This is a genomic window from uncultured Clostridium sp., assembly GCF_934754925.1.
Classification (GTDB): Bacteria; Bacillota; Clostridia; order Clostridiales; family Clostridiaceae; genus Clostridium.
Genome location: NZ_CAKVJA010000021.1, coordinates 1 through 26,076, shown reverse-complemented (window position 1 = coordinate 26,076; position 26,076 = coordinate 1). Strand labels below are relative to the sequence as shown.

Genomic DNA, 26,076 nt, shown 5'->3' with positions numbered 1-26,076 from the left:
TTTAAGGTTGGAGGAAAAATAAATGAAAATATCCATAATATGTCCTCTTTATAATGCTGAAGATTATATAGAAGATTTGTATTTAAATATAAAAAAGCAAAAGGATGTTTGCATTGAAGAGATAAAGTTTATTTTAACTGAATCAAGTGATAACACAGAAGGTAAATTAAAAGACTTAAAGTGCAATTATAAGAAAATTTCAAAACAAGAATTTTCACATAGTTTAGTAAGAGAAAAAGCTGCATTTGAAGCTAAGGGTGAAATAATAGTATTTATAACTCAAGATATAAAAATAGTTGATGAATATTGGTTATATTACTTAACTAAGGATATAATTGATGGCAAATGTGAAGCTGCTTTTAGTAGACAAATAGGCTATGAAGAACATAAAGTAGAAAGATATACTAGAGAAATAAATTATCCAAGTGAAAAAAGAATTGTTAGTAAAGAGGATATTGATAGGTTAGGGCTTATGACATTCTTCTTTTCTGATGCATCAAGTGCTATTTCGAAAAATATATTTATAAAGTTAAATGGATATGATAATAAGAACTTACCTACTAACGAGGATATGTATTTTGCATATAAGCTTATTATGAATGGATATAGAATTGAATATGCAGCAGACTCTAAAATAATTCATTCTCATGATTTATCTTTTAAAGAAACATTAAAAAGATATGGGGATATTGGAAAGTTCTTTGATGAGAATCAATATTTAAAAGAGTATAGTGCAGGGGAACGTGGATTTACTGTTCTTAAATATATAGCAAAGAGAAGTATAGAAGATAAAAAACCATTAATTATTGTAGATGCAATAATTAATTTTGGTGCAAGATTTATAGGTATGAAATTAACAAAAAATAAAAAGTGAGGTATTTGTTATGAAAGGTATTATTTTAGCAGGTGGATCAGGAACAAGACTTTATCCAGTAACAAAGGCAATGTCAAAACAAATGGTTCCAATATATGATAAGCCAATGATTTATTACCCAATGTCAGTATTAATGTTAGCAGGTATAAGAGATATTTTAATAATATCAACGCCAAGAGATATAGTTAACTTTAAAGAACTATTTAAGGATGGTTCAGAATATGGTCTAAATATTGAATATGCAATTCAAGAACAACCTAATGGATTAGCAGAAGCATTTATAATCGGTGAAGAATTTATAGGTGATGACAATGTAGCAATGATATTAGGAGATAATATATTCTATGGACAAAGCTTTAGTGATCATTTAAAAGAAGCAGCGCAATTAGAAAATGGAGCAATGGTATTTGGATACTATGTTCAAGATCCAAGAGCTTTTGGAGTAGTTGGATTTGATGAAAATGGTAAGGTAACTTCTTTAGAAGAAAAACCAGAAAAACCAAAATCAAAATATGCAGTACCAGGACTTTATTTCTATGATAATTCAGTAGTAGAAAAAGCAAAGGCTTTAAAACCATCACCAAGAGGTGAACTTGAAATAACTGATTTAAATAAAGCTTACATGGAAGAAGGAACTTTAAAGGTAGATTTATTAGGTAGAGGAATGGCTTGGCTTGATACAGGAACTCACGTATCAATGTTAAAGGCATCTAACTTTGTTGAAGCAGTACAAACAACTCAAGGAACATTTATAGCTTGTTTAGAGGAAATTGCTTATAGACAAGGATGGATTTCAAAGGATGAAGTTAGAAAATTAGCAGGACCTTTAATGAAAACAGAGTATGGAAAATATTTAATAGATATAATTGAGGAGTAAAGAGATGGTTGAAGTAGGAAATTTTAAATTTATAGAAACTAAAATACCTGACTTATACATAGTTGAGCCAAAGGTATTTGGAGATGCTAGAGGATATTTTATGGAAAGTTATAATAAAGAGCATTTTGATGCTGCAGGATTAACTATGACTTTCGTACAAGATAATGAATCAAGATCTAAAAAAGGTGTTTTAAGAGGATTACACTTCCAAACTCAGCATACACAAGGAAAACTTGTGAGATGTACAGAAGGTGAAGTGTGGGATGTTGCTGTTGACTTAAGAAAGGGGTCACCTACATACGGACAATGGGAAGGTGTATACTTAAGTGCAGAAAATAAGAGACAATTCTATGTGCCAGAAGGATTTGCTCATGGATTTGTAGTATTATCTGAAACTGCAACATTTAACTATAAATGTACAGATTTCTATTCACCAGAACATGATGGTGGACTTTTATGGAATGATGAAGATGTTGCTGTAGAATGGCCATTAGACGGAATTGAAGAAGTTTTATTATCAGAAAAGGATAAGAATCAAAAAACATTCAAAGAACTAGACTTACCTTTTGTTTATAAGTAAGAATGAAAATCTTTGATTTTGAAATTCCGAAGTTAACTGAAACTCCAAATTTTAATTTGGTAAGTTGAAGTTACACACCGTGTACTCATTCGATGTTAGGAGAAGGAGTTTCATATAAAAGATTGAATAAACTGAATATAGTGGAGGTTATCACGTGAAAATATTAATAACTGGTTCAAATGGACAATTAGGAAATGAACTTCAGAAAATAATAGCTACAGGAACTGCTGAAATTGGAACAGTTTCAGATGTAATTAAAACTGCAGAGGTTTTTGCTGTAGATGTAGATAAATTAGATATAACTAATTTAGAGCAAGTTAAGACTGTTTTAAGAGAAGTAAAGCCAGATGTAGTTATAAATTGCGCAGCAGCAACTAACGTTGATGGATGTGAAGCAAACAAGGATTTAGCTTTTAAAATAAATGCTTTAGGTCCTAGAAACTTAGCTATGGTGTGTGAAGAAATAGGAGCTAAAATAGTTCAAGTTTCAACAGACTATGTATTTAGAGGTATTGGAGATACACCATTAAATGAATCAGATATAGTTGCTCCAGTAAGTTCTTATGGAAAAACTAAGCTTTTAGGTGAAGAATTTGTAAGAGAATTCTCATCAAAGTATTATATAGTTAGAACAGCTTGGCTTTATGGATATGTAGGACATAACTTTGTTTATACAATGATGAAGTTAGGAAAAGATAGAGATAACTTAAGTGTTGTAAATGATCAACTTGGAAATCCTACACATGCAAATGATCTAGCATATCACATATTAAAACTTATAGAAACAGAAGAATATGGAATATACCATTGTACAGGAAAAGGTGAATGTAGTTGGTATGATTTTGCATCAGAAATAATGAAACTTTCAGGAAGAGATTGCAAAGTAAATCCATGTACTTCAGAAGAATATAAGAGTATGTATCCTAATTCAGCTGATAGACCAGCATATTCATCACTTGATAACATGATGCTTAGATGCACTGTTGGTGATGAAATGAGAGATTGGAAGGAAGCTTTAAAAACTTTCATGGATAACGTTGAAAAATAATTAGTAAATTATCCATAAACTTAAACTTTGGAGATATAAGGAGAATTTAATTATGAAAACTTATTTAGTAACTGGTGGAGCTGGATTTATAGGCTCAAACTTTGTATTATACATGTTAAAGAAATATGAAGATATAAGAATAATTAACTTAGATAAATTAACTTATGCAGGAAACTTAGAAAACTTAAAGTCAATTCAAGATGATCCAAGACATATATTTGTACATGGAGATATCTGTGACAATGAATTAGTTAATTCTTTATTTGAAAAATATGAAATAGACTATGTTGCTCACTTTGCAGCAGAATCTCACGTTGATAGAAGTATAAGAGAGCCAGAAGTATTTGCTAAGACAAATGTTATGGGAACAGTAAACTTATTAAACTGTGCTAAAGCAGCATGGGAAAATGAAGATGGAACATGGAAAGAAGGAGTTAAGTTCTTACACGTTTCAACAGATGAAGTTTATGGATCATTAGGAGATACAGGATACTTCATGGAAACTACTCCATTAGATCCTCATAGTCCATATTCATCAAGTAAGGCTGGATCAGATTTAATGGTTAAGGCTTATCATGATACTTATAAGATGCCAATGAACATAACAAGATGTTCAAATAACTATGGACCATTCCAATTCCCAGAAAAGTTAATACCATTATTAATAAATAACTGTTTAGCTCATAAGGATTTACCAGTTTACGGTGATGGAATGAACATAAGAGACTGGTTATTCGTTGAAGACCATGCTAAAGCTATCGATATGGTTATAAACAATGGTAGAAGTGGTGAAGTTTATAACGTTGGTGGACATAATGAAAGAACTAATATAACAATAGTTAAGACAGTAATTGCTTACTTAAATGAAAATGTTGATAAAGCAGTAACTGAAAACTTAATTAAGTACGTTGAAGATAGAAAAGGTCACGATAGAAGATACGGAATTGACCCAACTAAGATTAAGGAAGAATTAGGATGGTATCCTGAAACTACATTTGAAGTTGGAATTAAGAAGACTATTCAATGGTACTTAGATAACCAAGAATGGATGAAGAACGTTACTTCAGGAGCATATCAAAACTATTACAATGAAATGTATAAATAATTAAAATAAAAAAAGCTGGCTTATGTCAGCTTTTTTGTATGATATCTATAAAATAATTACTAGTTAAAAAAGAACCTCTATTAAAAGTTTAATAACTTTTAATAGAGGTTCTTTTTAATGCTTTGAAGGTTTATTTAATATATCATTTCCTACATAAAATAATATTATTATAAATAATGGTAGCCATAGAAGAGCAATTCTATTAATTATAAATAAGTCTTTAGCGAGTACTATTAAACCTGTTAATACTGTAAAGTACGCTGTAAATTTGAATAATAATAAAGCTTTTTTATCTTTAATTTTTATTACAAAGTATATGAAAGCTAAGCAACAAATAATAGTTAAAATAGTTCCTAAAATATTACCTAGTGAATATAAAACTAAATAAACTAACCCTGTTGTTAAGAATCCTAATAATGGTGGATCATATATAATATGAATAACTAATTGAGAAAATAAGTTAATTATCATACTAGGGCCATTTCCAAATTGGGTAGTAAAGATATCTTGTAAGTGAGTAATTTGGAAAAATGAGAAAAATGTATTTGAGTGTTGCAATTGAAAATTAAAATTAACAAAGAAATAAATAGTAGTAATTATTGCAATAAAATAAAATATATCTAAAAAGCTAATAATACGTTTAGTATTTTTTGTAGTAAAAATAATACATGCAATAAGAACTAAAAATAAATAAGATCTAAATTTTAATAGTAATATAGTTACTATTAAAATTAAAATTATTGACTTATAATTTATTTTTTGTGCTAATATGTAATAAATCAATATAGAAACTAAACAAATTACAATATTATCTCTCATAAGTAATGAGTTACATAATATATATCCAGGTAATAAACTAAAAACTCCTACACTCATTAAAGATAATTTTTTATTTAAATATAATCTAGATGTTTTATATAAAAATATTGATGTCGGAATATATACAAATAATTTAATTAAAATTAAATCTAAAGTAGACTTTATTCCTATAGCTTTAAGAAGAGTTAATAATATTACAAATATATTGTAATTTCCATAACTAGCATGACCTTCAGGATCCACAAATTCATATATAGGTAATTCTTTATTTAACCATGCTTTAAAGTCTCCATTCTTTAAATGATTTAATAATATATCAGAATCTATGTAATATTTATATTCATCACAAAAGTGATTATTTGCTACATCTCCAAATAATATTCCATGTTCAAAGCCATTGGATAAATTATTGTAATAAATAATTATAGAAAATAAAATATAAACTACTAAAAAACTGCTAGACATTATAAAAAAACTTTTTGAATAAGAGTTTCTTTTATATAAGTAGTAGTTTAATAATAATATAAAAATAATTATTATTGGCGTAAAGATACTCATGATATTCTCCCTTCTAAAAATACTTTCTAAATACAACTATAAACAGTCTATTTAGTGACTGAAACTACATATTTAAATTTAAAAATCTTTCCTCTATTAGTATATATTATTAAACAGAATATAACAATAATGTACAAGTTATTTAAGGAATCAGATAAATTATAAAAATATAAAAGATTTTAAATCATAAATCAACTATGATTTACTATTTAATCATATTTATTACAGGTATTTACAAAAATAAATATAATATGTTATTATTAAATTACCATATTTAGTATTATTTAGATGAATGATGTTGCTTGTTTAAGTGAAATGGTTAATTAATAATGGTAATTAATTATGGATTTATTATTGATTATATAAGTAGAAATAAGATATAATTGAATCCTGTAATAACGATAAAAAACGACAAGGTTTATTGTTGATTTTATTATGTAAGAAATTAATTATAATAATGCTACTGGAATAAAAAATGGAGGATATGGAATGGGGAGAAATAAAAAGCTTTTGCTATTGATATGCTTATTATTTATTCTTAATGTTTTCAATTTTGATGTACAAGCATTAAGTAGTAAGTCAAGCAGTCAAGCAATAGGAAATGTTAATATAGTTTCAAGTACAGATACCTCACTAGAAACTGTTGAAGCATGGGCAAGAAGTAAAAATGCGACTGAGACCTTTGTTGGTTTAGCAAAAATATACAAAAAGTATGCTGAATCAAGGGGAGGAGTTAACTGGGTCTTAGCTTATGTACAAGCTGCTAAGGAAACTGGTTATGGAAAATTTGGTGGTGTATTAGATGAATCTTATCATAATCCATGTGGACTAAAAAATCCAAGTGGTGGAGATGATTATGATGCAGATGCACATAAAAAGTTTGATAATTGGGAACAAGGCGTATTAGCACATCTAGATCATTTAGCATTATATGCTGCCGCAAATGGCTTTCCAAAGACAACATATGTTGATAAGTGGAAAGATGAGGAGTTAGCATCAGATGAAACATATGATCCAAGGCATATAGGGTGGTTTGGCACTACTAATGGTATATTAGGGAAAGCAAGAGATGTATTAAGTTTAACTGGAAGTTGGGCCTCTGATCCAAATTATGGGATAGAATTATTTAGAATGTATTGTGATGCAACTAATTCAGAATATTTGCCGGCAAAAAGTAATTTAGAATCACCTTCAAATTCTGAGGTTATTAATAATGGCAAATTAAGAGTTAAAGGTTGGGCTTTACATGCATTTGGAATTAAGGAAATTAAGGTTTTAGTTGATAATTCACAAGTTGCAACTATAAATACTGGTATTAGCAGATTAGATGTTAATTCAACTTATCCAGGATACTTTAATGGAACTAATTCAGGTTTTGATGAGACAATTGATATAAGTAACTTGGGAAGTGGTAACAAAACTGTAGAAGTTATAATTGTTGCTAGAAATGGTGAAACACAAAGCTATAAAAGAAATATAGTTGTAAAGGGTGAAAATGTAAGCTTACCTAAGATAAACAGCTTAGATGCTCCAACTAATAATAGTGTTGTAACAGATGGAAATCTTCAAATTAGAGGATGGGCATTAGATGAAGCAGGAGTTAAGGAAGTAAGAGTATATATAGATAACAAAGACTTTGGTACTATTACTTATGGAACAACAAGAACTGATGTAAATAAAGCATATCCAGGATATTCAAGTGGAAATAATGCGGGATTTGATGGAAAAATAGATGTATCAAGTCTGACATCTGGAAATAAAAATGTAGTTGTAAAAATAACATCTAATGATGGAACGAGTAAAGATATTGAAAGAACAATTACTATTCAAAAGCTACAATCAAGAAGTTCTTTAGATGAACCAACTAATAACTCTATAGCAGGTTCAACAACTTTAAAAGTAAGAGGATGGGCATTAGATTCAAGTGGAATTAAAGAAGTAAGAGTATATGTAGATGGAAAAGATTTAGGTACAGTTACTTATGGAACAAAAAGAACAGATGTAAATAAGGCATATCCAGGATATTCAAGTGGAGATAATGCTGGATTTGAAGGCTTTGTTGATATATCATCTATTGGCACTGGAACTAAGAAACTATCTGTAAAAATAACAGCAAATGATGGCACAACTCAAACTATAGATAGAACTATAAATGTACAAAGATTACAATCAAGAAGTAATTTAGATGAACCTAATAATAAGATTACAGCCAAGAGTACATTAAAAGTAAGAGGATGGGCATTAGACTCAAGTGGAGTTAAAGAAGTAAGAGTATATGTAGATGGAAAAGATTTAGGTACAGTTACTTATGGAACCAAAAGAACAGATGTAAATAAGGCTTACCCAGGATATTCAAGTGGAGATAATTCTGGATTTGAAGGTATCGTTGATATATCAAGTGTAGCTGCAGGTGATAAAAAATTAACTGTGAAGATAACAGCAAATGATGGTACAACTCAAACTATAGATAGAACCATTAAGGTTGAAAAGTTACTTTCAAGAAGTTCCTTAGATGAACCTACTAGTAACACTACAGTAGCATCAGGTCAACTTAAGGTTAGAGGATGGGCATTAGCTGACTCTGGAATTAAGGAAGTAAGAGTATATGTAGATAGTATAGACTTAGGAACTATAACTTATGGAACAACAAGAACTGATGTAAATAAAGCATATCCAGGATATTCAAGTGGAAATAATGCTGGATTTGAAGGAATCGTTGATATATCAAGTGTATCTACAGGTAATAAAAAATTAACTGTAAAAATAACAGCAAATGATGGAACTATTCAAAGTATAGATAGAACAATTAATGTTAAAAATCTACCAGCAATGAATTCTTTAGATGAGCCTACAATTGGTACAGTTACAACTACAGGTGAAGTGAAAGTAAGAGGATGGGCAGTAACATCAAGTGGAGTTAAGGAAGTAAGAGTATATGTAGATAATATAGACTTAGGAACTATAACTTATGGAACAACAAGAACTGATGTAAATAAAGCATATCCAGGATATTCAAGTGGAGATAATGCTGGATTTGAAGGTATCATTAACCTAGGTGGAATGACAACTGGAGATAAAAAATTAACTGTAAAAATAACAGCAAATGATGGAACAACTCAAATTGTAGAAAGAGATATTGTATATAGGCAAGCTAAATTAGTAGTTGTTGATCCAGGACATGAGATTGAATCAATAGATCCAGGAGCGGTAGCAACACATAATGGAATTAGATATGTAGAAGCAAATTTAAATTTACAAATTGCCATTAAATTAAAAGCTGAATTAGAGGCTAAAGGAATACAAGTCTACATGACAAGATATGATGGTATAGTAATAGATAATGATTCTACTGAAAGTTTAAAGAAAAGAGTTAAAGTTGCAAATGAAATGAATGCTGATTTATTTGTTTCAATACATCATAATTCATTTGCTAGTTCATCAGCAAATGGATTTGAAGTATATTATAGTACTGGAACTCCGATTACAACTTATATTAGCGAAAGAATGATTACTGAAGATGGAAGAGATTTAACATTAGAAATGAGCTCTTATACTTCTAGAAGTACTACTGACAAGGTTTCTATAAGTAAAGCGTTAGCAACAGCAATAACTAATGAAGCCTCATCTACTTTAGGTTTATATAATAGAGGGGCTAAGGATAGTAATTTATATGTTTGTAAAAATACTACTATGCCTTCAATATTAATAGAAAATGGATTCTTAACTAATCCAACAGAAGCAGCAAAAGTAAGTACTACGGGTCATCAACAAAAGTTAGCAGAAATAACAGCTAAAAGAATTAATGAAGTATTAAAATAGAAAATTAAAAAAAATAGCAACCAATGGTTGCTATTTTTTATATTAAGATATTTTTTTAGGTTTTATAAACAATCCGATTACTAATGCAATAACAGTAGGAATTACCCAACCAAACCCAACACTAGCTAAAGGTATAAAGTTTAATGCAGTTCCAAAGAATGAGAATAATATTCCACATACTAAAGAAACATAAACTGCTAATCTAATGGCAATAATATTAGTTATAAACTTATTAAGCATAGTAACAAAAATTATTGTAATAGCTACTGGATATAAAACATTTAGTATAGGAACTGATAATTTAACGATTTTATCAACACCTTGACAAGCTATTATATAACTTATTAAAGAGATAGCTATAGCATTAAATTTGTATGATAATTTTCCATTAGTTACTTTTTCAAAGAAAGTAGATCCTGCAGTTAATAAACCGATTGAAGTAGTTAAACAAGCAAGTCCGATAGCAGCTCCAATTAATGCTACACCAAAAGTTCCTAAAATTTTATTTGCAATAAATACTAATAACGTAGTATTACTAATTCCAGGGTCAACTAAATTAACAGTATGAGCACCTATAAATGTTAAACCACCATAAACAAATGCTAAGCCAACAACAGCGATGATACTAGCTTTTAATAAAACTGATTTTACTTCTTTACCTTTATAACCCTTTTGCACTATAGAAGAAGTAATAACACCTGCGAATAATAAGGCTGCTAATGCATCCATTGTCTGATATCCTTCAAGTAAAGATGTTGATAGGATATTAGTAGCGCCTGTAGAAGCTATTTCCCCAATTGGAGATATTACACCTTTAACAATTACTATAGTTAAGATAATTATTAATGCTGGTGTTAAAAATTTACCTATTGTATCTATAATAGAAGAACGCTTTAAAACAAAGAATAAATTTATTAAGAAATAAATTGCCATTACTATTATAGGTGACCACGTAGGGAAAAATGGTAATATTGAAATTTCAAAAGTAGTTGCAGCAGTTCTTGGGATTGCTAGTAATGGACCTATAGCAAAGAATAGAACTGTTGTAAGAATTAAAGTAAATTTAGTACCTATCTTATTTGTAATACCTTCAAAAGTACCATTTCCTCTAGAACAAGCTAATATAGCAAGTAGAGGTAGTCCAACACCTGTTAGAACAAATCCTACGATACCTAATAAATATTGATCTCCCAATTTATTTCCAAGTGATGGTGGGAAAATTAAGTTTCCAGCACCAAAAAACATCGAAAATAAGGCAAATCCTACTATTATAGAGTCTTTCATTTTATTTTTCATATGTATACCTCTTTCTGATTTTGTAGTCTATTCATCATTTGATTGACAAATTATTAAAAAATATTTATTAATATACGAAATTTGATATAATAATAACATTTTATCTGTCAATTTTCAACATAATATTGTAGAAAAGGGGGTATAAGAGCAGAGGTAATAAATGGTTGATAATATAAGTAAATAAATGGTTTTGCTATAAAAAATTATCTAATGAATTAAAAGAATAGTATTGATCATGTCATTATGTTATTATAGTTTTATGAATACTAAAATTTTACTTAATTAGAGAGGTAATAAAATGAAAGTAAGAAAGGCTATAATACCAGCAGCTGGTCTTGGAACAAGATTTTTACCAGCAACAAAGGCACAACCAAAGGAAATGCTACCTATAGTTGATAAGCCAACAATTCAGTACATTATTGAAGAAGCTGTTGCATCTGGAATTGAGGAAATATTAATAATAACAGGTAGAAATAAAAAATCTATAGAAGATCACTTTGATAAATCTGTTGAACTAGAAATGGAGTTAGAAAAAGCAGGAAAGCAAGAAATGCTTGATTTAGTTAGAGGAATATCAGATATGGTAGATATTCACTATATAAGACAAAAGGAACCAAGAGGATTAGGCCATGCTATTCATTGCGCGAAATCTTTTGTAGGTAATGAACCATTTGCTGTAATGCTTGGAGACGATGTTGTTGATAGTGAAGTTCCTTGTTTAAAACAATTAATAGATTGCTTTAATGAATATAAGACAACTATATTAGGTGTTCAAACTGTATCACCTGAAAATGTAAATAAGTATGGTATAATTGATGGAATTCCTATTGAGAATAGAGTTTATAAAGTTAAAAGATTAGTTGAAAAGCCATCAATAGAAGAGGCACCAAGTAATATTGCTATTTTAGGAAGATATATAATTACACCTCAAATATTTGAGATTTTAGAAAATACTAAGCCTGGTAAAGGAAATGAAATTCAATTAACAGACGCATTAGAGACTTTAATAAAAAATGAAGCTATGTATGCCTATGATTTTGAAGGTAGAAGATATGATGTAGGAGATAAGTTAGGATTTTTAGAAGCAACAGTAGAGTTTGCTTTAAAAAGAGAAGGACTTAGAGAAGATTTTATTGAATATTTAAATACAAAACCTTGGGAAAATAAATAAGAGTTTATAGATTAAAAGTCGGCTTGAAGCCGACTTTTATTAACTTATTATTTAAATTGTAACGAATAAGTATATTATCTTGGTATAAGTCCAATTTTCTTTTGCATTTTTCTTAGAGTTTTAATTGCAGCATAATTTGCTTTTTCAGCACCTAATTTATAGATTTCTTCTAAGGATTTTTTATCTTTAAGTAAGTTATTAACCTTTTCTTGAATTGGAGCTAACTCATCTACAATTGCATCTGCAACATCTTTCTTTAAATCTGCATATCCTTTTCCTTGATATAGAGATACCACTTCTTCTTTACTATATCCCTTAATTGCAATTAAAATATCAAGTAAGTTTTTAACACCAGGTTGATCATCAGAATAATTAACAACACCAATACTATCAGTAACAGCTCTTGATATTTTCTTTCTTATAACATCAGGTGGGTCCATAATTAATATATAACTATTTGGATTATCATCTGATTTTGACATTTTCTTAGTTGGGTCTTGTAAGCTCATAATCTTAGCACCAACTGGTGGAATATATGGATCAGGAACTTTAAATGTTGGACTATATGCATTATTAAATCTATTTGCTAAATCTCTAGCTAATTCTAAATGCTGTTTTTGGTCAATTCCTACAGGAACTAAATCTGTATTATATAATAAAATATCAGCAGCCATAAGCACTGGATAAGCAAATAGGCCTGCAGGGATAGAATCACCATGCTTTTGAGCCTTATCTTTAAACTGAGTCATTCTTGAAAGTTCACCCATATAAGTATTACATGTTAAAAGCCAAGAACCCTCAGAGTGGGCTGGTACATGAGATTGAATGAATAATGTATTTTTATCAGGATCAATACCACAAGCAACATAAATAGCCAAAACTTCTAAAGTTCTTTTTCTTAAATCTGCAGGTAGTTGTTTAACTGTTATAGCATGTAAATCAACTACACAGAAGAAGCAATCGTATTGATCTTGAAGTTTAACCCAGTTCTTTAATGCTCCTAAGTAATTTCCTAAAGTTAAATTTCCAGAAGGTTGAATACCACTAAAAATAACCTTTTTCTTTTCTGCTACGTTTTCCAAATATAGCACCCCTTTTCTTCTTATAAAAACGTTTTATCTAATTTTCTAATTTCGAATTTCAATTATAGTTACTATTATAAAATTACCAAAATTTTATGTCAAATGAAACCTTAATTTAATATGATAAATATAAAAATAAATATACGATTATAGAAAAAAGAGCTGCAACTCAGCTCTTTCATTAATTCAAAAGAATTATCTTCTTTCTCTATTCATCTTTTGAGCTTTTCTAGCTCTTCTGCAATCAGGACATCTAACAGGATCATTTTCAAATCCTTTTTCTTTGTAGAATTCTTGTTCTCCTACAGTAAATATAAATTCCTTCCCACAGTCTTTGCAGATAATCTTCTTATCTTCCATTTCATATACCTCCTTAAAATCCATAGGGTGAATCTTGATAACTACTAACTATACACCTAAGGAAAAAGGGGTACTTTAATGATATTATCATAGAATTTCCTAATGATTTTTATTACACTATTATTATAGCATAATTTGGTAAAAATGCAACAAAGATCCTTTTGGGAAGGTATGAAAATAAAATTATTTTTTCTTATATTTTAAGCTAAATGCAGTAAATGCAATAAGTGGAACGGCTACAAATAATACTAAATTAATATATTGATAATATTTAAGAACATAAAATAAAATGTAATTATTTCTTGATAAAAATGTTCCAAATATAAATATTGCTAAAGTATAAATTGTAGTAAAGTATTTATAATTCTTTATATACTTTTTATAAATTATATATATTCCATAGGTTGCAATTGCATATTTTAAGAAGAAACCAATAACTGTTTGATATAAGAAAAAGAAATCTCCAAACTCTAAGAAGCCACTAAGTTGAACTCTTTGACTTTGAACAAATTCAGGATAAAAGAGATTAGCAGCTCTAAGAGGTCCAAATGTGGATAATATTCCAATTAAAATGTAAATACATATAGCACCTAGTATTCCTAAAGCAATAAAGCTATGTTTTCTTAAATTTTTTCCAGTATTTAAATATCTTAAATATGGCAAAGCAATAACAAAAGCAGAAAGTGAACCCAAAACTAGTAAAAATGTTGATAAAAATTCACTTGCTATGGTACCTGCAAAAACAGGCATAATATATTTTATATCTTTATATTTCTCAGTAATTGCAGATAAGATAAAAGTATTAACTCCTAATGAAGATATAAGGATTATTATAAAAATTAAAAATGAGCGTATGCTTTTTCCTATTAAAAAAACTAATGGCAAAATGAAGAATATAATTATATACCAACTAGGAGTTCCAAGGAAAAAGCAGGATTTAACTACATTAGTTTCTACTGCTGCAGACTCAAGGGCAGCTAGAAATAGACCAAAGGCAAACAAAAATAAAAATATGTTGCCTAAAGGCTTAGGTAGTCCTTGAGTGAATACTTCATTTATATTATAAACTTTCCGAGAATCCATAACATAAATTAAGTACATGGCAAATGCAAAGAAAATTAAATATATAATTAGTGTATATAGCCATGTATCTCTTCCCCCTTCTGCAATAAACAAAGAGGGATATGTTTTAAAAGATATATATGTAACACCAAATACAAAAAGTATAAAGTGTTTTGCTGATAATTTATTCATTTCTTTTCCTCCAATATCTAAATATAAGCTAAGTCTATTTTATTATTCTCAAAAAAATGAATATTAAACATGGTGAGAGGAATAATATCTTTAGGTGATGTAAATGGATAATTTAAGTTATGTAAAAGAACGATTTGAAGGATGTTTTGACGTTAAATATAGAGATGTTAAAACAATAATAGGTGATGGTACTTTAGTATTCATAGATGACTTATGTAATGGTCAATGGATGATGGAGTATTTAATATTACCATTAAGAGGATTTGGAGAATTAAAAAATACAAGTATAAAATATCCAAATGATTTATTAGAAAAGGTACTTGATATAAGTGCAACAGGTATGGCAACAGATTTAGAGGATGCACTTATGCATGTTTTATCTGGAGATGTAATACTAATTTTAAAAGATTTTAAGGAAATTATATTTTGTGAAGTTAAGAATTTCCCAAGAAGGGGTATAGGAATTCCAGAAACTGAAGCTGTATTAAAGGGTCCTAGAGAGGGATTCAATGAACTTATAGTAGATAATGTTGCATTAATTCGTAGACGTATTAAGAATCCAGACTTAAAGTTTGAAACAGTTGTACTTGGAGAAGAGTCACAAACAGCAGTTGCAATTGCATATATAAAGGGAATTGCACCGGATGAGTTAGTTAACAAAGTAAAAGATACACTTAAAAATTTAGATTTAAGATTTGTTTTAGATTCAAATTATATAGAGGTGAATTTAGAGCATAAGCATTCATTTTTTGATACAGTAGGATATACTGAAAAACCAGATGAAGTTGCAGCAAAGATTTTTGAAGGTCGTATAGGTATTTTAGTTGATGGAACACCATTTGTAATTACGGTACCATACTTCTTCTTAGAAAATTTTCAAATGCCGGATGACTATTATATAAATAGATACTATACAAATTTTAATAGAATATTAAGATGGATTGCATTTTTAATTGCTTCATTTTTACCAGGGCTTTATGTAGCAATTACTACATATCATTTTTCTATGATACCAAGTCTTTTTGTATTTAGGTTAGCAGTATCAAGGGCCGGAGTACCATTGCCAACGGTTGTAGAAGTAGTTGTTATGATGATAGCTTTTCAACTTATAAAGGAAGCTGGATTAAGGTTGCCACACCCAATAGGTGGAGCAATGAGTATAGTTTCTGCTCTTATATTAGGTGATGCAGCAGTAGGAGCTGGAATTGCATCAAGAATTACAATAATAATAGTTGCAATAAGTACATTAAGTTACTTCTTAATTCCTAAAGTATATGGTGCTGTTTCATTTTGGTCAATAATTATAATGTTATCATCATCATTACTTGGAATACCAGGATTTTTATGTGCATCATTAATCTATATTACTCAAGTATCAGAATTAGAATCAGTGGGATATCCATTTTTATTCCCATTAGGTAGTTTAAGTGAATATAGATTTAAGGATGTATTCTTTAGAGGTAAATTAGATAGGATTTCAAGAAGGATAATAGGAACAGGGGGTAAAAAGAATGCTGAAAAATAAAAAGAAAAAAGCTTCTATATTATTAAGCTTAATACTTATACCATTACTTTTAACTGGTTGTTTCGATTATCATGATATTAATAAGGTTACATTTCCAACTAGCGTTATTTTTGATGTAAATGACTTAGGACAAGAAATAGTTTATTTAGATTGTATTAAGCCTTATAGAAGTACTAATGATAGTTCAGATAAGGGACGAAGGATAATTTACAAAGGTGAAGGTAAAACAGCTTTAGAAGCACTAAATGATGTAAATAGAGCATCAAGCTTCAAATTAGATTATAGTCAAATAAGGGCATATATTTTTACTGAAAAAGCTTCTAGAAAAGGCATTAAAAAGTTTTTAGATTTAATTAATAATAATAGTGAATTTTCAATGAAACCAAGTGCTTTCGTATATTATGGAGATGTAGATGAATTAGTAAAGACGGTATCTACAGATGAAGAATACCTAGGACTATTCTTAAATGACTTAGTAGGGAAAGCAAAGTATAATCCTAGGGCTGTGCGTTCAAATATAAATTATTATTTAAGTAATATTTTAATGGGAAGTAATACGGCATTATTAACATCAATAGCATTAAAGGATAATGCTATTGATAAAAAGATTGAAATACAAGGTTCATCTATTTTTAAGGATAATGTTTTAGTAGAAAGAATAGATATGGAAAATAGTTTGATTTATAACATTGTGATGGGAAATGCAAAAAGTGGAACCTTAGAGATTACTAATCCTCAAAGTAAGGAAAATTTTATTACACTGCAAATATTAGATAGTAGTATGAAAGATAAGTTAGAATTTATAGATGGAAAATATAAGCTAATAAAGGATGTTAATCTTGAGGTATCAGTAAGTGAGGTACAAGGAAAATTAATAGTAGATGATAATGCATTAGATTATATTAAGACAAATGAGGAAACATATATAACTGGTTATGCAGAATATTTATTTAATAAATATAAAGAAGAAAATCTAGATATTTTTGATATCCATAGATTAGCAGAAATGTATTATCCAAATGAGAATATAGATAATCCCTTAAATATTACTGAAATAGAGGTTAATACTAATTTAATTATAAAGGGAACAGGAGTGGCTAAGGATAGCCTTTAATATTTAAAAGTATTAATGATAAAAGAAATATAGAAGAGTATTATTAAATTAAAGAGATAAAACTAAAAATTGCTAAGTGTTAAAGAACAAAGGAAAATATATAATAAAATTATTTTCTTTGTTCTTTTTTTTATTATTATAAATATAATATATTACTATAAAGTTTTTACTAAAATTTAATGCTAAAATTAGCAGTTTTAGTTTAAGTTGAATATTATATCTTAGAGAGAGTTTAAGGTAAAATATTATGAATAAGAAAAAGCTACTATCTTTAATACAACAGAGGGAAGGTACTAAATTAGATTTCAAACTAAAAATAGATATCTCATCAGAATCAGGTAAGAAAGAACTTGCAAAAGATGTATGTGCTATAGCAAATTCTAAAGGGGGAAGAGGGTATCTAATAATAGGAGTTGAAGACAGAACGAAACGATTAGTTGGAATTAATAAGCTTAAAGCATTAGATGAAGAAAAAATCCAACAGGTTGTGAGTTCAAGATGTGAGCCACCAATTCCAATAACAGTAGAGGTTGTAAATTTAGATGGAATTGATATTGGAATAATAACAATATTTGATGGAGGACAAAAACCTTATCAGATAAAAGAAACTGGAGCATTCCATATAAGAAGAGGGTCTATTACGGATACTATGAGAAAATCAGAACTAGTGGCAGCATTTGAGGAAAATCAGTTATTAACAGTTGAAACTTGCAAAATAGTAAATAGTAGTGCTGAATTTTTAAATAGAGAACTAATAGAAAGATATTTTAAAAGTAAGGGAATAGTTATTAATAGAGAAAATGAAAAATTCCTATTGGAAAGTGCAGGTATAACTTATTTAGATAAAAGAAATAGAAGGGTTAGATGTACTTTTGGTGGATTAGTAGTATTTTGTGACAGTAATAATATTTGTATTCCCAATAATGCTATAAGGATAATAAACAAAATAAATGAAAATTATCCTAGATCAATTATGATAAATGGCAATTTATTAGATATGATAGATAAAACAGAAAAAGAAATGTATACGTTATTACCTAGTGGATATCCAGTTTTTGCTGTTATGGAAGCTGTGAAAAATTCAGTAATGTATAGAGAGTATTCAATTATAGATAAGGTAATAGAAATAATATTAACAAAAAACTCAGTCATAGTCATAAGTCCAGGGCAATTAGTTTCTAAAAGCAACATGTTTGGTGATATGGGATATAATAAGAGAAATATGTGGATTTATGATAAATTAATATCTTTAGATGAAGGTAAGAGATTTATTAATGATGGTAATGGATTAGTAAGAATAAAGGAAGCATTCAAAGGAAAAAGAAAGGTAAGGTTAATAAACTCAACATTAGATGATTGTTTTAAGGTTATTTTGCCTATAAGCATGGAATAATAAAATTTATATGGCTAATAATAACTTTAAAGAAAGGTGTAGAAAGTTTAGTTAAAGTTTAATTTGCTAAAAGGTATGTTACTAGAATTTTAAATTATATGTAAAAAGTTTAACTTATATCTTCAACAAAATTATGAAGATAATTAACTATAAAAAATAATTTAAAAATAAGGAGTGGTTCCAATGATTCAAGTTTTTTGTGCAAGAAGAGGTTCTGGAAAAACAAAAAGGTTAATAGAATTAGCCAACCACCAACAAATAAGTGCTAAAGGTGATGCCGTTTATATTGATGATGATTCTAGACCAATGTTACAGTTAGCAAGAGGTATAAGATTTGTTGATACAAATGAGTATAAGGTAGATGATTGTCAAAGTTTTTATGGAATGTTATGTGGTATAATTTCGTCTAATTATGATATTGAAAATATCTATATTGATGGATTATCAAATATTGTTAAGTGTACTATGAAGGATTCAACAGAATTATTTAGAAAGATTGCTGGTCTAACAGATAGGTTTGGTATCAATGTGTATATTAATGTTAATGTTGATACTGCAGAAGAAGTACCATCATGTATTAAAGAATACGTAGCATAGGATTGAAAATAATTAAATTTAAATAAATTATAATTAAAGCTACTCAGAAATTGAACAGTACCTTTTTTAATTAATAGGGAGTGTTCAAATGGGTAGCTTTTTAGTTATAAAGATATTATATTGATTTTTTACAAAGTTTGAATATGGGTTCATTAAAATCTAAATCTTCTTGATAAAAAGGGATAATAAATATATACTAAGTAATATATGAAATTTTATAGGAGGTAAGGAGATGGCTAACGTTTTAGACGAGTTATTAGATCGTGGATACATAAAGCAATTTACTCATGAAGAAGAGACAAGAGAATTGCTAGAAAAGGAGAAAATAACTTTTTATATAGGATTTGATCCAACAGCTGATAGTTTACATGTAGGTCACTTTATAGCAATGATGTTTATGGCACATATGCAAAAAGCTGGTCATAGACCAATAGCTTTACTTGGTGGAGGAACTGCAATGGTTGGAGACCCATCAGGAAAAACTGATATGAGATCTATGCTTACAAAAGAGCAAATTGAACATAATGTTTCTTGTATAAAGAAGCAAATGGAGAAGTTCATAGATTTCTCAGATGATAAAGCTATATTAGTAAATAATGCAGATTGGTTATTAAACTTAAATTATGTTGATTTCTTAAGAGAGGTAGGAGTTCACTTCTCAGTAAATAGAATGTTAACAGCTGAATGCTTCAAACAAAGATTAGAAAAGGGATTATCATTCTTAGAATTTAACTATATGTTAATGCAAGGATATGATTTCTATGTATTAAATCAAAAATACAACTGTAAAATGGAACTAGGTGGAGATGACCAATGGTCAAATATGATTGCAGGTGTTGAGTTAGTTAGAAGAAAAGCTCAAGGTCAAGCTATGGCAATGACTTGTACATTATTAACTAATAGCCAAGGTCAAAAGATGGGTAAAACAGTTGGTGGAGCATTATGGTTAGATCCAGAAAAAACATCACCATTTGATTTCTATCAATACTGGAGAAATGTAGACGATGCTGATGTTGAAAAATGTTTAGCATTATTAACTTTCTTACCTATGGATGAAGTAAGAAGACTTGGAGCTTTAGAAGGTGCAGAAATAAACAAAGCAAAAGCTATCCTTGCTTATGAAGTAACTAAGCTTGTTCATGGCGAAGAAGAAGCAAACAAAGCTAAATCAGCTGCAGAAGCATTATTTGCTGGTGGAGTTGATATGAGCAATGTGCCAACAGTAACAGTTACAGCTGAAATCTTTGGAAAAACTGTTCTTGATGTTATTGCTGAAACTAAAATAGTTCCTTCAAAAGCAGAAGGAAGAAGATTAATCCAACAAGGTGGTCTTTCTATAAATGGAGAAAAGGTTACAGAAGTAGCAAGATTATTCACTGAAGAAGATATACAAGATGGAGCAGCTTTAATTAAAAGAGGTAAAAAGAATTACAATAAAATTGTAGTAGAATAAATTTTATAAGTTAATATATAGCTAAAAATAATTTACAAAAAATGTATGGACCTCCGAGGTCAATCCAATATTTGGATTGACCTCGGAGTATTTTTATTTTAAGATTAAGTGGTTATAATATATAAATAATAAGTTTAAACATGAGATAAGGGGGAGTACTATGGCTTTATATGCTATTTCCGATTTACACCTTGCATTAAGTACAGATAAGCCTATGGATATATTTGGTGGCCATTGGATTAACCATGATGAAAAGATAAAGAAAAATTGGACAGATAAAATAACAGAAGAAGATACAGTATTAATTGCAGGAGATATTTCTTGGTCTATGAAATCTGAGGATAGTAAAATAGATTTAGAATGGATAAGCAATTTACCAGGTAAAAAAATTATAAGTAAAGGAAATCATGATTATTGGTGGAGTAGTATATCTAAATTAAATGCTATGTATGATAATATGAAGTTTGTACAAAATAATTTTTATGCATATAATGATTACGCTATTTGTGGAACAAGGGGTTGGATTGATCCAAGTAGTGATAAGTTTAATTCTAAAGACGCAAAGATATATGCAAGAGAACAAATAAGAATAAGGTTATCATTGGATTCAGCAAAAAAGGCTGGGTTTGATAAATTTATTGTAATGATCCATTATCCACCTTTTGGTAATGGAAATGAAGAGACTGAGTTTATGAAGATTTTCCAAGATTACAAAGTTGAAAAAGTTGTTTATGGACACTTACATGGACCAGCTAATGTGAAAGCAATAGAGGGAAATATTAATGGAGTAGAATATATAATGACTTCATGTGACTTTATTGATTTTAATCCTATTAAGATATTAGATTAAATGGATTAAGTATATGGATTATATAGATATTATATTTTAAAGCAGAAATTTAAAATTTCAGTTATATGATTTTTAGTTACAGTTTTTGGTGTTTTTGATATAATGTATTTGTACTAAATATAAGGGTGATGTTTTATGGCAATGCAAAATTGGAAGAGTTTCCTTATGCCTTATGAACAAGCAGTAGATGAGCTTAAGGTTAAACTAAGGAGTATAAGAAAAGAGTATAGAAAAAGAAATGAATATTCTCCAATTGAATTTGTTACAGGAAGAGTTAAGGAAGTTTCAAGTCTTTTAGAAAAAGCAAATAAGTTTGGAATTCCTCTTGATAGAGTAGGGCAAGAAATGGAGGATATAGCTGGTATAAGAATAATGTGCCAGTTTGTTGATGATATAGATACAGTTATTGAACTTATTAGAGCAAGACGAGATATGCAAATACTTTATGAAAAAGACTATGTAAGAAATGTTAAACAAAGTGGATATAGAAGTTACCATATGATTATTAAGTATACTGTCTATATGGCAGAAGGTCCAAAGGATATATTAGCAGAGTTTCAAATAAGAACTTTAGCGATGAATTTCTGGGCTACGATAGAGCATTCTTTAAATTATAAGTATAAGCAACATATTCCTAAAGAGATACAAGAAAAATTAAAAGAAGCAGCAGATTCAGCATTTAATTTAGATGAGCAAATGCTAGAAATAAAAGATGAAATAAAGGATGCTCAAAGGTTATTTGAGGTTAAGTCAGATATAATAACTAATATAATGAATAATATAATGACTTTAATGTCTATAGGAAAAACAGCCGAAGCAAGCAGATATCAGGTTATGTTAAATAAGCTTGTAGATGAAGGTGAAGTATGGGAGTTAAACAATCTTTTAAGCAGTATAAAGAAAGATATTATACGATATAAAGAAAGCGAATAATTAAATAAATTGCGCATTACATGGGGCGAAAAAATGAAATATTTATTTTCCGGGAACGGTGAAATTTTCGCCTAGAATTTATATCTTTGTTCCATTGAACTTGCTAAAGTTGTAAAAGCCGCTGACGCTTCAATACAACTTCTTTACGCAAGTTAAATTCCACAAAGATTAAATTCTACGGCTTAATTTCAATATTCCCTCCAAATTAATATTTCATTTTTTCTTTTTCCATGTATTTGCTTATAACATGCGCATTTTTATAGTTAATGTTTTGTGCTACAAATTATTTTGATAGGATAGTTACCTTTTTATTTAAAGGTGTTTTATTTTATCAAAGTTAAAGTATTTTTAGTTAATTTGTCACGTTCAGGGGATTATGGTATACTGAAGATAGTGGGGGTGGCGAATGAAGATTAAAACTAATATAAAAGATAATTGCTTTATAATTATTATTCTTATATTAATGATAAGCTTTACGGTGAATATTTATCAGGCTATCTTAAATAAAAAATATTGCTATGAACTAGGAAAACAAAATTATAGTAAGATTGAAGAAATAAGATTTAGGAATGAATCTATATTTTCCATATTAGATAGCTGTGTTACAGCAGAGAGTGTAAATAACGGAGATCTTTTAACACTTTATAAAAACTATAGTAAAATTTCAGAAGCAGAGTTAAGTCTTTGGAATAATTATCTTGCTGATGATAATAAAATATTAAGAAAGTTCAAGAATAAAGGTAAAAATATAGTTGTAAATACGAAAACTAAAAATGAACTATATTCAGAAATAGAAGAATTAATTTATTCATACATTCAAAATGATATGACAGAAAAAATCGATGTTATAGAATTAAAGGGAAAAGTAGCAGATGATTTTAAAACATTAAGAAGTATGGCAATGGATTTAAATAATTATTTTAATAGTTTTTATGAAGAAAATTGTAATGTATCTAATAGTGAAAAAGAGAAGGTAATGATTAACGAAGATTATTGGGTAGATATTTTACAAGGAATTCAGGAAGTTAATAATAAATATGTAGAGTATAATTTTACGTATGAAAATGCAGTTAATAAATAAAAATATTATATTTAAGTTACAGCCAAGTTATTGGTGACTTAAAATTTTAATTTGTAATTAATCTTATTTGTAAATAAAAAAGCTAAGCAATTTTGCTTAGCTTTTTTTGTATCTTAGTGGTGACATCCACCGCCACAAGATCCACAACCACCTTCAACTTCGATAACTGGTTTTAAAGATAATCCTCTACCACCGTTTTCTTCAGATGAAAGTAATCTAAATCCACCGAATTCATCAACTAATTTTTCTTCAGCAATTAAAGTTATGTCGTTAATCTTTTCAGAAACGTCTCCTTCTTTTGCTTCATCAACAGTTATGTTAAAAGCTGGTCCGCTACAACCAAATCCAGCTAAGTTAATTCTTATACTAAAATTTTCTACTTCATTTTCTACAAGGAAAGCCTTGAATTCGTTATATGCTTCTTCACTTACTAAAAATTTATTCATAATATTCACCTCTTAAATTTATTCAAATTATGTTTATAGTATACCATATTACTCGGAAATAGCAATATGTTTTTTATAAGTAAAATGTAAAAAAATGCCTTATCAATTAAGAAAGCTAATATCAATTATAATAATTTATGAATAGTATATCTTGTATAACTGATTTGGAGGATACTTATGGATAACCATATATTAAAGCAAGAGGTATTAAGTCGATATTCACATAGGGATTATCATGATAAAATTCATTCAATTATAGAAAACATTAAAGAAATAATATTTTTAACTGAAGAGAATGGATGGATAAATAGTAATGGAGATAAAGTTAACATTGGAACTTGGGATAAGGATTCTAGAATTGCTACATTAGATAATAAAGTGGAACAAACAGGAAAGTTATTTGTAATAAAAGTTAGTAATGTTACAATTGATGGAACAGGTGTAAGTATTGGTAATAGTGAGGCAGCAATAAATATTGTAGGGCAAACAGATGTAAATCTAAAAAATTTTATAGTAGAAAACTGTGAAGTGGGTATATATATAGAATTTTCACAAGGAATTTCTATTCAATATATGTCTTTTAAAGAAAATAATCAGGCAATTTCAATAAATAGAAGTAGTGAAGTTAGAATAAAAAATAGCTTAATAGAATCATCAAAAGATTCTTGTACAGGAATATTTATATTAGATTCAGGAAAAGTTCTAATACAAGATAATGCTATATATCTTAAAATAAGCATTACTTTTAATGAAAATATGCAAGAAAATTATTCAGGAATAATTACTGATAATTCAACTTCTATCTATATACTAAATAATGAAATTGAAATTATTAATGGAAATAGTGAAATAGAAAATTTAGATTCTTATTGTGTAAATGGATATTGTATCAATAGCTATTCAACTCATGATACACTTATAAAGTTTAATAATTTATATATTAAAAATAATACTTTTAATTTAAATGATTGCAATTTAGTAGAATTAAATTTTTCTTCAATTTATTTAGATTCAAATAATACAAAAATGGATATTGAAGAAAATAATATTGTTGTAGAATTTAATAAACTTAATGCAAGTTGTAATGTTGGAGGAATAGGTTTTTATGGTATTCTTTATTCTAATAAGAATAATGCTAATAGTATAAAGAATAATTATCTTTCAATAAAGAGTAATATTTATAATCTAAATTCAAATGTAAATAATGTTAAATATATTTGTTTTATAGGTATTTTACTAGACTCTTATAATAGTTATAATGAGATAAAAGAAAATCAAATAGATTTAAAAGAAAATATAGCATCATTTGAGCCAGAGTCAAATAGGGGAGTAAATTTAGTTTGTGGAGTCTATCTAAATCTTAATAATAAAACTAATAATATAATTGACAATGACTTTTTTATGAAAGAAAATAGTATTACGAAAAGAGACTGTATAATAAGTAATTTTTCATTCATTTATTTGTATTATAATAATATTTGTAATACTATTAAAGGAAATAATTTAAATGAAAGTCAAGGAAACGGCATTATATTAATTAGTAAAAATGATGTTACTGAGATATTAGAAAATAATATTATTAATAATGTAACTAATGGAATACTATTATCAGAATTAAAAAATATAGATGTAACTAATACTGTTATAATAAAAGGAAATAGCATAATTAATAATGGAGAGTATGGACTTTATATAACTGAAGGAAATTATTTTAATATTATAAGAGAAAATAACTTTATTAGTGATATTAATAAGAATGTCTATGATGGCAATTCCTCAGATGTTATGGATTGCTATGAAAAAAATTATTATAATGATTGGAATGGAAAAGGTCCATATAT

Annotated in this window: 22 protein-coding genes and 1 pseudogene; 17 read left to right on the top strand and 6 right to left on the bottom strand. The window is 28.1% G+C overall.

Going from position 1 to position 26,076, the window contains the following annotated elements:
- The first annotated feature begins 22 nt into the window (after positions 1 to 22).
- The 5 genes from Q0G30_RS08415 to rfbB all read left to right on the top strand — a co-directional run bounded on the left by Q0G30_RS08415 (position 23) and on the right by rfbB (position 4,484).
- Positions 23 to 874: a glycosyltransferase family 2 protein gene (locus tag Q0G30_RS08415; RefSeq protein ID WP_294388841.1), complete on the top strand. Its 852-nt coding sequence runs from the start codon at positions 23 to 25 to the stop codon at positions 872 to 874.
- Between the two features lie 10 nt (positions 875 to 884).
- Entirely contained in the window at positions 885 to 1,751 is an 867-nt protein-coding gene (gene rfbA / locus Q0G30_RS08410) for a glucose-1-phosphate thymidylyltransferase RfbA (RefSeq protein WP_294388839.1), read from the top strand.
- Between the two features lie 4 nt (positions 1,752 to 1,755).
- The gene (gene rfbC, locus Q0G30_RS08405) at positions 1,756 to 2,331 is read left to right on the top strand and encodes a dTDP-4-dehydrorhamnose 3,5-epimerase (protein WP_294388837.1); all 576 of its coding nucleotides are present in this window, start codon (positions 1,756 to 1,758) and stop codon (positions 2,329 to 2,331) included.
- Between the two features lie 154 nt (positions 2,332 to 2,485).
- On the top strand, positions 2,486 to 3,379 hold the full coding sequence (rfbD, locus tag Q0G30_RS08400; protein WP_294388835.1) for a dTDP-4-dehydrorhamnose reductase: 894 nt from the start codon (positions 2,486 to 2,488) through the stop codon (positions 3,377 to 3,379).
- A gap of 52 nt (positions 3,380 to 3,431) precedes the next feature.
- Positions 3,432 to 4,484, top strand: a complete 1,053-nt coding sequence (gene rfbB / locus Q0G30_RS08395; RefSeq protein ID WP_294388833.1) for a dTDP-glucose 4,6-dehydratase — start codon at positions 3,432 to 3,434, stop codon at positions 4,482 to 4,484.
- A 114-nt stretch (positions 4,485 to 4,598) separates the two neighbouring features.
- Here rfbB and Q0G30_RS08390 read toward each other — a convergent pair whose 3' ends face one another.
- Positions 4,599 to 5,861, bottom strand: coding sequence for a hypothetical protein (locus Q0G30_RS08390; protein ID WP_294388831.1), 1,263 nt, complete (start codon positions 5,859 to 5,861; stop codon positions 4,599 to 4,601).
- Between the two features lie 489 nt (positions 5,862 to 6,350).
- On the opposite strand from Q0G30_RS08390, the pseudogene Q0G30_RS08385 reads away from it, so the two are divergent.
- Both Q0G30_RS08385 and Q0G30_RS08380 read left to right on the top strand, forming a co-directional pair.
- A pseudogene (locus tag Q0G30_RS08385) lies at positions 6,351 to 6,980 on the top strand (glucosaminidase domain-containing protein); the annotation flags it as partial.
- Positions 6,981 to 6,992: 12 nt separating this feature from the next.
- Positions 6,993 to 9,680, top strand: a complete 2,688-nt coding sequence (locus Q0G30_RS08380; RefSeq protein WP_294388864.1) for an N-acetylmuramoyl-L-alanine amidase — start codon at positions 6,993 to 6,995, stop codon at positions 9,678 to 9,680.
- A gap of 42 nt (positions 9,681 to 9,722) precedes the next feature.
- Here Q0G30_RS08380 and brnQ read toward each other — a convergent pair whose 3' ends face one another.
- A complete protein-coding gene (brnQ, locus tag Q0G30_RS08375) occupies positions 9,723 to 10,976 on the bottom strand; it encodes a branched-chain amino acid transport system II carrier protein (RefSeq protein ID WP_294388829.1) in 1,254 nt (417 codons plus the stop codon).
- Positions 10,977 to 11,274: 298 nt separating this feature from the next.
- On the opposite strand from brnQ, the gene galU reads away from it, so the two are divergent.
- Positions 11,275 to 12,147, top strand: coding sequence for a UTP--glucose-1-phosphate uridylyltransferase GalU (gene galU / locus Q0G30_RS08370; RefSeq protein ID WP_294134549.1), 873 nt, complete (start codon positions 11,275 to 11,277; stop codon positions 12,145 to 12,147).
- 74 nt (positions 12,148 to 12,221) lie between these two features.
- Here the strand turns inward: galU and trpS are convergent, their stop codons facing one another.
- The 3 genes from trpS to Q0G30_RS08355 all read right to left on the bottom strand — a co-directional run bounded on the left by trpS (position 12,222) and on the right by Q0G30_RS08355 (position 14,843).
- Positions 12,222 to 13,229 (bottom strand): tryptophan--tRNA ligase, encoded by a 1,008-nt coding sequence (gene trpS / locus Q0G30_RS08365; protein WP_294388828.1) that lies wholly within the window; start codon positions 13,227 to 13,229, stop codon positions 12,222 to 12,224.
- Between the two features lie 195 nt (positions 13,230 to 13,424).
- The gene (locus tag Q0G30_RS08360) at positions 13,425 to 13,589 is read right to left on the bottom strand and encodes a zinc-ribbon domain-containing protein (RefSeq protein WP_133016848.1); all 165 of its coding nucleotides are present in this window, start codon (positions 13,587 to 13,589) and stop codon (positions 13,425 to 13,427) included.
- 183 nt (positions 13,590 to 13,772) lie between these two features.
- A complete protein-coding gene (locus tag Q0G30_RS08355; protein WP_289128077.1) occupies positions 13,773 to 14,843 on the bottom strand; it encodes an endospore germination permease in 1,071 nt (356 codons plus the stop codon).
- Between the two features lie 103 nt (positions 14,844 to 14,946).
- Here Q0G30_RS08355 and Q0G30_RS08350 point away from each other — a divergent pair, with 103 nt between their 5' ends.
- From Q0G30_RS08350 to Q0G30_RS08315, 8 genes are all read left to right on the top strand, one after another.
- The gene (locus Q0G30_RS08350; protein WP_289128076.1) at positions 14,947 to 16,368 is read left to right on the top strand and encodes a spore germination protein; all 1,422 of its coding nucleotides are present in this window, start codon (positions 14,947 to 14,949) and stop codon (positions 16,366 to 16,368) included.
- Entirely contained in the window at positions 16,355 to 17,482 is a 1,128-nt protein-coding gene (locus tag Q0G30_RS08345) for a Ger(x)C family spore germination protein (RefSeq protein ID WP_289128075.1), read from the top strand. The genes Q0G30_RS08350 and Q0G30_RS08345 overlap by 14 nt, the downstream gene beginning before the upstream one ends.
- A 247-nt stretch (positions 17,483 to 17,729) precedes the next feature.
- On the top strand, positions 17,730 to 18,875 hold the full coding sequence (locus tag Q0G30_RS08340; protein WP_294388824.1) for an RNA-binding domain-containing protein: 1,146 nt from the start codon (positions 17,730 to 17,732) through the stop codon (positions 18,873 to 18,875).
- 183 nt (positions 18,876 to 19,058) lie between these two features.
- Positions 19,059 to 19,472, top strand: coding sequence for a hypothetical protein (locus Q0G30_RS08335; protein ID WP_294388823.1), 414 nt, complete (start codon positions 19,059 to 19,061; stop codon positions 19,470 to 19,472).
- A gap of 232 nt (positions 19,473 to 19,704) precedes the next feature.
- Positions 19,705 to 20,925, top strand: a complete 1,221-nt coding sequence (gene tyrS / locus Q0G30_RS08330) for a tyrosine--tRNA ligase (RefSeq protein WP_294388822.1) — start codon at positions 19,705 to 19,707, stop codon at positions 20,923 to 20,925.
- A gap of 160 nt (positions 20,926 to 21,085) precedes the next feature.
- Entirely contained in the window at positions 21,086 to 21,775 is a 690-nt protein-coding gene (locus Q0G30_RS08325) for a metallophosphoesterase (protein ID WP_294388821.1), read from the top strand.
- Between the two features lie 135 nt (positions 21,776 to 21,910).
- Positions 21,911 to 22,708 carry a GTP pyrophosphokinase family protein gene (locus tag Q0G30_RS08320; RefSeq protein ID WP_294388819.1) on the top strand — a complete coding sequence of 266 codons (798 nt, stop codon included), beginning with the start codon at positions 21,911 to 21,913 and terminating at the stop codon, positions 22,706 to 22,708.
- Positions 22,709 to 23,114: 406 nt separating this feature from the next.
- On the top strand, positions 23,115 to 23,789 hold the full coding sequence (locus Q0G30_RS08315) for a hypothetical protein (protein WP_294388816.1): 675 nt from the start codon (positions 23,115 to 23,117) through the stop codon (positions 23,787 to 23,789).
- A gap of 113 nt (positions 23,790 to 23,902) precedes the next feature.
- Here the strand turns inward: Q0G30_RS08315 and Q0G30_RS08310 are convergent, their stop codons facing one another.
- Positions 23,903 to 24,235, bottom strand: a complete 333-nt coding sequence (locus tag Q0G30_RS08310; RefSeq protein WP_195468392.1) for a HesB-like protein — start codon at positions 24,233 to 24,235, stop codon at positions 23,903 to 23,905.
- A gap of 177 nt (positions 24,236 to 24,412) precedes the next feature.
- Between Q0G30_RS08310 and Q0G30_RS08305 the strand changes: the two genes are divergently transcribed.
- The coding region (locus Q0G30_RS08305) for a NosD domain-containing protein (protein ID WP_294388814.1) at positions 24,413 to 26,076 on the top strand (1,664 nt) is incomplete at its 3' end.

Coding starts and splice junctions, on each gene's coding strand:
- rfbA (WP_294388839.1), top strand. CDS start 885: ATGAAAGGTATTATTTTAGCAGGTGGATCAGGAACAAGACTTTATCCA.
- Q0G30_RS08345 (WP_289128075.1), top strand. CDS start 16,355: ATGCTGAAAAATAAAAAGAAAAAAGCTTCTATATTATTAAGCTTAATA.
- Q0G30_RS08360 (WP_133016848.1), bottom strand. CDS start 13,589: ATGGAAGATAAGAAGATTATCTGCAAAGACTGTGGGAAGGAATTTATA.
- Q0G30_RS08315 (WP_294388816.1), top strand. CDS start 23,115: ATGAAGATTAAAACTAATATAAAAGATAATTGCTTTATAATTATTATT.
- Q0G30_RS08390 (WP_294388831.1), bottom strand. CDS start 5,861: ATGAGTATCTTTACGCCAATAATAATTATTTTTATATTATTATTAAAC.
- Q0G30_RS08415 (WP_294388841.1), top strand. CDS start 23: ATGAAAATATCCATAATATGTCCTCTTTATAATGCTGAAGATTATATA.
- Q0G30_RS08380 (WP_294388864.1), top strand. CDS start 6,993: ATGTATTGTGATGCAACTAATTCAGAATATTTGCCGGCAAAAAGTAAT.
- Q0G30_RS08325 (WP_294388821.1), top strand. CDS start 21,086: ATGGCTTTATATGCTATTTCCGATTTACACCTTGCATTAAGTACAGAT.
- brnQ (WP_294388829.1), bottom strand. CDS start 10,976: ATGAAAAATAAAATGAAAGACTCTATAATAGTAGGATTTGCCTTATTT.
- tyrS (WP_294388822.1), top strand. CDS start 19,705: ATGGCTAACGTTTTAGACGAGTTATTAGATCGTGGATACATAAAGCAA.
- Q0G30_RS08340 (WP_294388824.1), top strand. CDS start 17,730: ATGAATAAGAAAAAGCTACTATCTTTAATACAACAGAGGGAAGGTACT.
- Q0G30_RS08355 (WP_289128077.1), bottom strand. CDS start 14,843: ATGAATAAATTATCAGCAAAACACTTTATACTTTTTGTATTTGGTGTT.
- rfbB (WP_294388833.1), top strand. CDS start 3,432: ATGAAAACTTATTTAGTAACTGGTGGAGCTGGATTTATAGGCTCAAAC.
- Q0G30_RS08310 (WP_195468392.1), bottom strand. CDS start 24,235: ATGAATAAATTTTTAGTAAGTGAAGAAGCATATAACGAATTCAAGGCT.
- Q0G30_RS08320 (WP_294388819.1), top strand. CDS start 21,911: ATGGCAATGCAAAATTGGAAGAGTTTCCTTATGCCTTATGAACAAGCA.
- galU (WP_294134549.1), top strand. CDS start 11,275: ATGAAAGTAAGAAAGGCTATAATACCAGCAGCTGGTCTTGGAACAAGA.
- Q0G30_RS08335 (WP_294388823.1), top strand. CDS start 19,059: ATGATTCAAGTTTTTTGTGCAAGAAGAGGTTCTGGAAAAACAAAAAGG.
- Q0G30_RS08350 (WP_289128076.1), top strand. CDS start 14,947: ATGGATAATTTAAGTTATGTAAAAGAACGATTTGAAGGATGTTTTGAC.
- rfbC (WP_294388837.1), top strand. CDS start 1,756: ATGGTTGAAGTAGGAAATTTTAAATTTATAGAAACTAAAATACCTGAC.